This window comes from Vibrio sp. V33_P6A3T137 (assembly GCF_009904835.1).
Classification (GTDB): Bacteria; Pseudomonadota; Gammaproteobacteria; order Enterobacterales; family Vibrionaceae; genus Vibrio; species Vibrio metschnikovii.
In genome coordinates, this window is sequence record NZ_WXWK01000070.1 from 1 (window position 1) to 10,378 (window position 10,378).

At 45.6% G+C, this 10,378-nt stretch carries 8 protein-coding genes; all 8 read right to left on the reverse strand.

The features are described from left to right. On the reverse strand, positions 1 to 1,890 hold a 1,890-nt coding region (locus tag CAG60_RS06610; RefSeq protein ID WP_161438554.1), incomplete at its 3' end, for a hypothetical protein. A gap of 80 nt (positions 1,891 to 1,970) precedes the next feature. Beyond that, a complete protein-coding gene (locus CAG60_RS06615) occupies positions 1,971 to 3,215 on the reverse strand; it encodes a glycosyltransferase family 4 protein (RefSeq protein ID WP_161438555.1) in 1,245 nt (414 codons plus the stop codon). A 4-nt stretch (positions 3,216 to 3,219) separates the two neighbouring features. Further along, positions 3,220 to 5,004: a capsular polysaccharide export protein, LipB/KpsS family gene (locus CAG60_RS06620; protein ID WP_161438556.1), complete on the reverse strand. Its 1,785-nt coding sequence runs from the start codon at positions 5,002 to 5,004 to the stop codon at positions 3,220 to 3,222. Positions 5,005 to 5,070: 66 nt separating this feature from the next. Next, positions 5,071 to 6,156, reverse strand: coding sequence for a chain-length determining protein (locus CAG60_RS06625; RefSeq protein ID WP_161438557.1), 1,086 nt, complete (start codon positions 6,154 to 6,156; stop codon positions 5,071 to 5,073). Continuing rightward, positions 6,153 to 6,797: an ABC transporter ATP-binding protein gene (locus CAG60_RS06630; protein WP_202598537.1), complete on the reverse strand. Its 645-nt coding sequence runs from the start codon at positions 6,795 to 6,797 to the stop codon at positions 6,153 to 6,155. Before CAG60_RS06630 ends, CAG60_RS06625 begins: the two co-directional genes overlap by 4 nt. 14 nt (positions 6,798 to 6,811) lie before the next feature. Beyond that, the gene (locus CAG60_RS06635; RefSeq protein WP_158144406.1) at positions 6,812 to 7,603 is read right to left on the reverse strand and encodes an ABC transporter permease; all 792 of its coding nucleotides are present in this window, start codon (positions 7,601 to 7,603) and stop codon (positions 6,812 to 6,814) included. Beyond that, positions 7,604 to 9,292: a polysaccharide biosynthesis/export family protein gene (locus CAG60_RS06640; RefSeq protein WP_158144407.1), complete on the reverse strand. Its 1,689-nt coding sequence runs from the start codon at positions 9,290 to 9,292 to the stop codon at positions 7,604 to 7,606. A 98-nt stretch (positions 9,293 to 9,390) separates the two neighbouring features. Next, the gene (locus tag CAG60_RS06645; protein WP_158137660.1) at positions 9,391 to 9,723 is read right to left on the reverse strand and encodes a hypothetical protein; all 333 of its coding nucleotides are present in this window, start codon (positions 9,721 to 9,723) and stop codon (positions 9,391 to 9,393) included. Between the last annotated feature and the right edge of the window lie 655 nt (positions 9,724 to 10,378).

Genomic DNA, 10,378 nt, shown 5'->3' on the forward strand with positions numbered 1-10,378 from the left:
CTCTCCATACTGAATGAAATGTACTAATGGATTTAAGCCACTTTCCGCAACATCAGGATAGGTTTTTAAATACCAAAGGGTATTAAACTCAGCACTGGGATTACGCCCTTCTTGCGCGCCAAAGCGTAAGTAATGTTCAATCGGATCTAATCCATCCTCAATCACATCTGGATACTGAGCGAGATACCACTCTTTATCGAAATACTCAGAAAACTCAATTAGTAACTTCTGCTGAGCCAATTGAGCGGCCCGTTTACGCTGCGGAGTTTGGCGAAATTTACGCACCGGTACGGTCATTTTCCATAATGTGGAAGCATGATGAGCGGTTAACTCTTTTTCGAGTAATGTTTTACTCGCTAAGGCTTGAGCTAGCTCTAGCTTGGTTAAACGCTGACGCTTGATTAAGCTATTAATTTTAACGCTGTGGGCTTTGAGTTGTTGGACTTGCTGGTCGATCTGTTTCTGTAGTGTACTTTTCTCGTAATACAGCGTCTCAAGTGCCTCTTGCACGCGATGTAGCTCAGCAATAATCATGCTGTTTTCTTGCTCTAGGTTTTTTTGCTGACGTGTGGCATCACTCACTTGTTGCTCAAGAGCAGATTTTTGCTGCTCAATCGCGGTTAGTTGTTGTTCTAGCTCGACCTGTTTGTTTGAAGCTTGCTGGCATTGCTGCTCTGCCGCTTGTAGCGCCGATTGGCTGGTGGCGTAGTGCTCCGTTAAGCGACTATGCTGGCCTTTTTGCTCAGTCAGTGACTGCTCTAATTGATTACATTTATTCATCACTTGCTGATTTTGCTGCAGTGAAGATTCCAGCGCTTCTTGCACGCGATGCAGCTCGGTTATCACTAACTCGTTTTCTTGCGCTAACGCTTGTTGCTGCTGCTCTGACGTTTGTAGCGCCGATTGGCTGGTAGCGTACTGCTCCGTTAAGCGACTATGCTGCCCTTGCTGCTCGGTCAGTGACTGCTCTAACTGATTACATTTATTCGTCTGTTGCTGATTTTGCTGCAGTGAAACTTCTAGCGCTTCTTGCACGCGATGCAGCTCGGTAATCAGTAACTCATTTTCTTGCACTAACGCTTGTTGCTGCTGCTCTGCAGCTTTGAGCTGATGTTCTAAGGCTGTTTTTTGCTGCGCAGCGGCAGATATCGCCACATAATGGGCTTGCTGATTTTCGGCTAACTGCTGCTCAAATGTCATTTGTTCCGCCGCTCTTTCCTGACGCAGTTGGTCAATGTCTGACTCACGCTCTGTCAGTTGCTTGTCGGTATAACGCTGACGGCGAATAGCATGCTGGCTTTGGCGGGTCAGCTCAGCAATGCTTAACGGTAATTGCGGATAATCCTCGCCCATGGGCAGAGCGACACTCAATAACAGTTGCTCTAAACGCTCTAACTGCGAATGGGTTTTTACATAGTAAGCAGCGAACAGATCATACTCATCTTGACTGGTACGGGCGCAAGTGGTGTTGATATCCGCTTGCGGCCACTCAATTCCTAGGTTATTGAGCCATTCACACCAATCTTGGGTAAAATAGGTTGCGTGGGCATGGCTAAGTAAATTGACCTTATGCTGATGTTTCGGTAGCCAAGCTAACAGTTGTTCGCTGGTTTCCACCCATTTAGCCACCACATTGTCAATTTGCGCCTCTTCTGCGCCATTACGTAATGCATTGGCTAGCGTGGCTTGTAACCCCCAGATATGTATCAATAACTCATCATGATCAAGTAAGTCACTGTCTATTTCTGCTAATGAACAAGGCGCAGCAATGATGGTCACTTCATCGGTACAACGTTTCTTGCTGTTGGTTACTATCGAGAAGGGGCTATGTTGCTGGCTAAGCCAAGCTTGCCATTGAGCACTCTCTATCATGCTGGCAATGATTTTCATGGGTGGCTCCATTATAAACTGAATAAACGGCAAAGAAGTCTTGATGGATGGCGAGAGCCAATGCTCATCAAGATAAATAATTAACGGGCTAAGCTATTCAACACTGGCTGGTTTTCCGCTATGACCACTTGTTCGGCTTGTCGTGCTCGTAGCTGAACTACATTGTCCACCAACACCTCAAGCTGTTGATGATAAAGACCAATATGACGAATGATGGTTAAATTAATCCGCCGCACATCATAGCGCTGCTGAGCAAGTTGGTAACTTAACTGGCCATGTTCAGCGACTCTTTCAGGATGATCAATATACTGACGTATTGCCGCAACTAACGAGTCAACATCACGTGGTTTGACTAAATAGCCATTTTGCCCATCCAGCACAGTATCTCGACATCCCGGACCATCACTGGTAATTATCGCTCGTCCTACTGCCATGGCTTCTTGAGTGCTCCGTGGTACGCCTTCGCGATAGTAAGACGGCAGGACAAAGACGGACGATTGCTGTAAAAATTGGCGTACATCATCCACTTTCCCTGGGTAAACAATGATCCCAGCATTGACTTTATCGAGTAGCGTGCTCGCGCTCAATGAACCTTTTCCTCGGTCCGGCGCACCGACAACAATAAACTCTGCCGACACCCCTTCTGCTTTAAGCTGCTCTGCTGCAGCAATAAATTGGCGAATGCCTTTTTCATTGAGCAGTCGGCCGACAAACACAAATTTAAGCGGCGCTATTTGCGGCGGATGATATTGGTAATAGGTTAAATCCAAGCCAATACCGTTAAGCTGATGAATGTGGCCGGTTTTAATGCGGTGTTTATCGATCAAATCTTGCCGATCATCTTGATTGAGTAAAAACAGATGATGGCAATAGCGCAAACTGAGTCGATACAGGGCGACTTGCACTTGCTGAACTAAACGCTGAACAAAACCAAAACCATTCACACCTGGAGTAAAAGGCCGACCTAGCCCTTCTATTTTTCCCACTCGTAGAGGAACGTTGGCTAATTTGGCCGCTAAGGTGCCATAAATCACTGGCTTGGCAAAATAACAAAAACTGACGTCTATTTGATAACGGCGAAATAGCCGATACAGTTGATAGACGGTATATAAATCCCGCCATGGGTTAACGCCTAAACGGCTTAATGAATAGCGAATTGGTTTAGCGCCGAGCTCCATAATTCGCCACTGTTGCGCCTTAGTCATTTCACTCACAAAGGCGTAAACCGTATGGCCAGAGGCGACCAGATCACGGATCAGTTCGCCACGAAAACCAACTAGGCTTTCTGCCAGGGTGCCAACAATGGCAATCGTTTGTTTTTGCATAGCATTACCGAATACCGATGAGAGTCCTTACCCACTTCGCGCCGACAACTTTAAGCTTTGCTAAACGCGGTGAGCGGCTATTTTTCCATTGCTGCAAATGTTCTACTGTCTGTGATGCACTGCAGTAGTAGCCCGTGACTGGGCTAATGTATAAGGGATACCAAATTAAGCTGGCAAAAATCAGTTCATTAAGCGTTAGCTGGCGAGTACGTCGAATTACTGGGGCTTTATCGATGGTTAATCCCCAACCGGAATAAAACGGTTGGCCATAACAAACCACTTTTTTATGACGTAATAAGGCTTCAAAGCCCGCTAATGAACTGATGACATGCACTTCATCAACTTGAGGATAAAGTTGGTCTATGCCTATATGAGTGATCACTTGGTCACACCATTGGTGAGCCTGTGATTCATTTTTTCCAGACGCTCTGGCACCAGCCACAACATCGGGATGCGGTTTATAGAGAAGATAAGCCTGGGGATTTTCTCTTCTAACCTGACGTAATAATTCAATATTGGTTTTTATTATTGGCGAGCCAAATTCAATGGAGGCGTCATTTTCGACTTGTCCTACCACTAAAATAATGGTTTGTTCGCGGTTTACTGGCTGCCAATCACCTTGGCCAGTATTGTATTTGGTCACGTTTGCGCGCAGCAGTTGTTGCTGTAATTGCTCTCCCTGCTGGCACTCTCGCTGTGTAAACACGTGATGTTGTAAAAAATCTTCTAATCGTGAAGGGCGCGTGGCATCAAAATACAGGCCGAGATCGTCGACCACCCAAGACAATGGGCGCGTAAATAACGCCCCTAAACCCACCGAGCGAAGAAAGCCATCTTCGACCCTTAATACTTGTTGAGAATCCTGCGCGAGTTGAGTGCGATTACCCCATAACACAGGGATAGACCCCGCCGTTAATCCTTCTGGCTGAGCCACAAACTGGCGCTGACAACCTTGGAAAAAAGCATTAAAGCTGGCTCGCCAAAAACGTTTCACCGCCAAAAAGCCAACCTTTGCTGGTAAACGCCGACGGGCAGCAAATTGTACCTCAAGCCATGCGATGGCTTGGGAGACTGAGCATGACTGCTGCCATTCAGGATGCCATACCTGGCAATGCGGACTAAACCAGGTTGCCAACAGTAACTGTTGCTGCTGCCAATCATGCCACTCAATCTTGTATAACGGCTGCAATGCTGTGTCTGACTGTGCCCACGCCTGCAAACACTGTGCAACCTGACCATAAACCATGACCGGTTTTCGATAAATCGCCGCTTCAATGGTGGTTAGCCATTGGTCCGTAATAATCATTTGCGCATCGCGTAACCAGCGGCCTTTTTCAGCAAATTGATCGAGCCAATAAACCTCATCACTTGCCAACAGACCAGCCCGCTGATGACGGGCCAACTGAGCATGCGACTCGCCCCTATCCTGACTCTCAACCATTACATACATCACGCAATTGATTGATTTGGCATAAGTCATTACCGCTTGCGATAAAGTGTCAGCACAAGCTTGCTTGCCAAGCACCCACAATACATAGGCCGGAGGGCTCTGCGACTCTATAGGCAGATAAGTGTGAGCAAACACACTCAATTGGCTGTGCTGGATCTGCTCAAGCCACGCTTGATGCTCAGCTTGCCAACTCACCGCATCATCTGATAATCGATTATCAGGTAATTGTCGTGGCTTGGCGACGCTCATTAATGCTTGCTTGCCTTGGCGGCGTTTCGGCGCGCTAGGAGCTGGCCACACTAACCTTTCTGCTGAGCGATGGCGAAATAAGCGGACCATACAAATGATACTTCCTTGCCAAGTTATCTGGTTTTTATCTATCTAGCTAAAGGATTATTAAACCAGTTAATCACGGTGGTCGCGGATAATCGCTCGCGCTAAATGAACAATCGCAAAAAAGAACACACTCATTAAGCTCCATACCACCCAGTTATGTAAGCGGCGTGGCTCTGTGGAGAACTCGGGGAGCGTCGGATATTGTAAAACCGAGACTTGCTTGAGTTTACGCGCCGCTTCGACACGCGTGGTTTCTAAGGCAATTAAAGCGTGAGAATACAGCTCTAAAGCAAATTTGGCTTGCATTTCTAAGGTTTGATACTGCGCGGATACACGGTTTAAGGCGTTACCATGTTCCATGGTTAATTTTGCTTGCTCTTGAGTGATTTGCGACTTTAATGCTTTGATTTCACTTGTTAGACGCTGCATCTCTGGTGAGCGTGGATTTTGAAAAGTGCTCAAGGCATTGCGCTGTGATTCCGTCACTGCAAGCTGGGCTTGCAGTTTTGAAATGATGGTGAAAATCCCTTCCACTGTCCCCGTCGGTGATACCAAGCCATGAGCATCTTGGTATTCGAGCAAGGCTTCGCGAGCATCCTCCACTCGCTGCGCCATATCCGCGACTTGCACCTCAATAAATTTAAGCTGCTCTTCCGCGAGGCGCTTACCCATTAAGTTCATGTGTCGCTCGCCTTCTTCGAGTAAGGTTTGCGCAATAGCTTGCGCCATTTCAGGACTATAAGCTTCTACCCGCACCCGCAATACTTTAGCGTAATCGTCAAATTGAATGGTGATCCGCTCGTGCAAGTAACGATAAAACTTTTCTAATGGCGCATTAACATCACTTAAGCGAGCAATGCGGTCAATCGAAGACTGAGAATAATGTTGGCGTAGATCGAGCTTTTCTTGCAGTTTAATCGCCATATCCACCGACTCAAGATGATCTTTAAGCAGTAACAAATCTCCTGAACCTGATGTGCCCGATAATATAGAGGAAACACTAAAACCAGTCGGTATTACTTCTGGACTGCGTAGGACAATATTGGCTTGCGAGACATAACGATCGGTAGCGATAAAGGCGTAATAAATTCCCACCAGCATGATCACAGCAAAACAAACCACCCACTGGAGATGCTTGCGAAATACAACTTTCATTTTTTTATACTCTTATGATAATCAGCAATAGCATGCTCAAGATCGTCATACCAAATCGCTTTGCCTTTGTGAATCCACAACCCTGCTTGGCATAGATCCTTTAAAATCCCTTCACTGTGCGAGACCATGATAATACTGGCTTGACCGATTCGGCTGCGAAACGCTTCGGTGGCTTTGGCGCGAAAGCTTTTATCGCCCACCGCCGTTGCTTCATCAGACAAATAAACATCAAAATCAAACGCGAGTGACAGACCAAAACCTAAACGGCTGCGCATACCGCTTGAATAGGTGCGGATCGGCTGATCAAACGCTTTACCTAATTCAGCAAACTCTTGCACAAAAGCAATGATTTGCTCAATCCGCCCTTCACCGCCATGAATACGTGCAACAAACTTAACGTTTTGTCGCCCCGTCATACTGCCTTGAAAGCCACCGCTAAGACCAATCGGCCAAGAAACACTACAATCGCGGGTAATACTGCCTTTATCTGGCATATCCATCCCAGACAGCAGTTTTAATAGGGTTGATTTACCCGCGCCGTTTTTACCCACGACACCAACACTCACCCCTTGCGGAATGGTAAAGTTAACGTCATTGAGTACCCAATTACTACCAAACGGTCCATGATAACGTTTGGACATGTTTTTGACTTCTATCATGCTGACATAAGCCTAAATTTATAGCGAACATGAAGCATAAGGCCTAACAGTGTGCAACACAGCATCACTTGCATTGGATAAAGCGCATTAACTCCAGGCATCATGTAATAGCCATCAAAAAAGGCGTGCCGCATCAGCTCTAACACATGGGCGATTGGGTTGAGCAATAACCAAGGATGCAGTTCATAAGGTAAAAACTTAATTGGGATCATCGCTCCTGAGAGCATATAAAGAGGAAGCATAGCTAAGCCGACTATTTTCTGAATTTCTTCGACCATGGTAACAAAAACTGACAACACCAATCCTAAGCTCAACCCTACTCCCCAAGCCAAGAACCACATCACAATCACCATAAAGGGTTCATCAGGGGCTGCATGATAACCAAGAAACCACATACCGAAGATAAGGATGACAAAGATCACGCTACGTAGAAAAAACTCCAGCAATGAGCGTACAATCACGGTATCAATCGGTAACACTTGCCGATAAGCGAACAAAGCACGATTAGCACGTATTGCGCTCATGCTGCGCATCATGGCATCGCGGAAAATAAAAAAAGTAATAATACCAACCACTAACCAAGGAATAAAATCCGCCCCTTGAATAAATCGAACCCGCCCCATAAGCTGACGAACCGCCAGCATAATCACGACATGCAAAACTGGTTCAAGTAAGATCCAAGTCCAGCCAAAGCGATCGGCGGTCATCCGTGCCATGGCTTCACGCATAAAGAGTGCATGCCAGACATGTAGACAAATTTTAAACGGATGACGCGGGTGATAACTCATTTATAGATCCAACACAACCTTGGCTGCGATCGCCACTTGATACAAAATTTGCGTTAAGGTGGCTGCTAACTGCAGATTTTTGGTACTCGCGACTGGCAGAACGAGGATCTCATCGCCAGGTTGAACCGCAGCGTCACTCGCCGCTAGCACTTCACCGTTTTGACGAACAATCAAAATCCGCTTTTTATCCGCATGCTGACTAAATCCACCCGCAGAATCGATGTAATCCAGCACATTACGCCCCGCTAAGTAGACCACCGATTTAGGCACAAACACCTCTCCAGTGATGATCACGGTATTACTGCGCTTGGGTAGCGTAATCACATCACCATCTTGCAGGCGGACATCGACGAGTTGATTTTGGCTGGTCACGACCATGGTACCGTCAGGCTCAATTTGTCGTGCTTGTTGCACAAAGCGACTAATCAATTCCGCTTCCTTGACTCGGATCGCCGATTCTTCTGCGGTTGATGATGGCGCGCCTAGATAAGTAGCTTCAAGACGACGTAAGCTTTCTTCTAACGCCTGTTTTTGGCGTTCAGCAACCGACACTCGGCGTAACGAAATTTGACGATAATCGGTTTCCATCGGGTTAATGGCAACACTGTTGAGCAGCTCCATTAACGTGGTATTTTTCGGTAACACAAAGTTCGATTGCCCAGCAAAGGTTCCTTCTAACTGGACAACGATTTGCTGATCTTTACTGTCAGCGACAAACACTAATTCATCACCGTTAGCAACGGTTTGCTGCTTGAACTCATTTAAAGTGAGATAGTGAGCGATCGGATTTTGGCTGCGCGTTCCACGTTGTAAGACATGGGTTACCGCAGGACTAAGCTGAGCCAGTTCTAAAATGGCCATGCCTTGTGCTTGGGGTGGTAGCTCAAAACGGTAAGGACGACCAATATCTCCCGTGACTAAAACACTGGCACCACGCGGCGCGACCAATAGGGTATCGCCATCTTGTAGTTGTGGATGCGCCAACTCACCATGGAGCATGTATTGGTATAAATCCAGTTCAGCGAGCACTTTTCCATCACGTAATAAACGGACATTACGATAGCTACCGAGTTGATCATCAATACCATTAGCTTGATCTAAAAACATCAAGGCAGAATCGCTTGGTACACCACTATAACGGCCTGGGCTTTTCACAAAACCAGCCACAAAAACAGACACCGGTTGAACGCCTTGTAAATTCGTATAAACCTTAACCTGTTTAGAATAGGTTTGACGAATGGCCGCAGACACGACTTGGTTTAGCTGGCTATGAGTGACGCCCTGTACTTTTACTGGCCCCACGGTCGGGATAAAAATATTTCCTTGTGCATCAACGGGTAATACGCGATCAATCTCGACCGCGCCCCACACTCGCAAGGTGACTTGGTCACCAGGCAGTAGGCGATAATTAGCATTCAAGCCATCGGAACGTAAACCACGAAATCCACCTTGAAACAACTCTGCAGCGAAAGGTTTAATCGACTGCTCTTGCTCTGTTGGTCCAACCTGCTGACTTTGTATCGGTCCATAATGCGTGCTTTGCCACTGGCTACGGGCTGCGTCATCAACGGGTACGCTATTTCCTTGTGCCTGAGCCGCCTTCGCTAGCTCTGCTTGAGTTAACGCACTGACTTGAGGAGCAACAACAAAGGCAACACAACTGATAATCGATAGTATTGTTTTTTTCATTCAAAAGAATCCTTGCGCGAAGCACGCCTATCTCACCAATCAATGGCAATGCTAGAAACAAAAGTAGAGAAAGTGTTTAACGAGATATCGCTTACGGATTAATCGTTACGAAAATCACGTACAACTCCCCAACCTTGTGGGTAAAGGCAGAGATTATGACGATCGGAAGGCGTTAGAGATTCAACACGCAAACAAGCAAGACCAACGGCAGAAGTGAACGATTCACGAACACGCACCGTAGGAGCATCAGCTAAGGAAGAAAGTACTAAGGGGGAGTCAGACTCAATTAATGATTGCACACTCTGCTTGGCCAGTTCAGGTAAATAAATAATTTGATGTATAGGCTGACCAGCCGCAGGGCTATATTGATCTTCAATAGAACGAGGATAACTGCTACAACCAGTAATGAAGATACTGAGACTAGCAGTCACTAAGAGGGTTTTCGTTGATATCATAAAAAGTAAGCCGATGTTATTTTAACTAAACTGACTGGTTATTATTTGACCGACTTTGTCGATAAACAATAATTGATGTTTTTATTATTTAAGCTGCATTTTATTATTATATGTTGTCCCAAACAGCGTAAATTACCGATAACCGTGAATTGAGATCCACTCTATTATGTGTACGCTATTCTGTTTTTTGACATTATAAGAAATGCTTCTATGCTTAGGAGGTAAATGGATTAAACTTCAATCAAAAGTAGCTTATGAAACAAACTGTTACTCAAAAAGGAAAGCTACCGCCCGTTGAAAGACACGCTTATCCACATTGCGCAAAAATCCATCATTAATGTTGACTGCACTCATCAAAAACCTGATTAACGGTTTATTTATAACAGTGCTTGTAATCCAATTCCTACAAGGCCGACAATATTACTTAAAACGTGCGATTCATCAATAAAAAATGCATTTTTTTAAACCGAACGACATTCCGTTGAGTCATTTTTGGATAAAAGTAACATTTTCATTAAGCAAACAGAGTAATTGATAAATTGCACACTAATTTTCCATTCATAATGACCTTTCATTATTTAATGATCGCCAACTAATTACCATACTATCAATTACGGGTTATATATTAACC

Excerpts from the sequence above, each read along its gene's own strand:
- CAG60_RS06630 (WP_202598537.1), bottom strand. The coding sequence starts at position 6,797 with ATGTCCAAACGTTATCATGGACCGTTTGGTAGTAATTGGGTACTCAAT.
- CAG60_RS06620 (WP_161438556.1), bottom strand. The coding sequence starts at position 5,004 with ATGGTCCGCTTATTTCGCCATCGCTCAGCAGAAAGGTTAGTGTGGCCA.
- CAG60_RS06635 (WP_158144406.1), bottom strand. The coding sequence starts at position 7,603 with ATGAGTTATCACCCGCGTCATCCGTTTAAAATTTGTCTACATGTCTGG.
- CAG60_RS06640 (WP_158144407.1), bottom strand. The coding sequence starts at position 9,292 with ATGAAAAAAACAATACTATCGATTATCAGTTGTGTTGCCTTTGTTGTT.
- CAG60_RS06625 (WP_161438557.1), bottom strand. The coding sequence starts at position 6,156 with ATGAAAGTTGTATTTCGCAAGCATCTCCAGTGGGTGGTTTGTTTTGCT.
- CAG60_RS06615 (WP_161438555.1), bottom strand. The coding sequence starts at position 3,215 with ATGCAAAAACAAACGATTGCCATTGTTGGCACCCTGGCAGAAAGCCTA.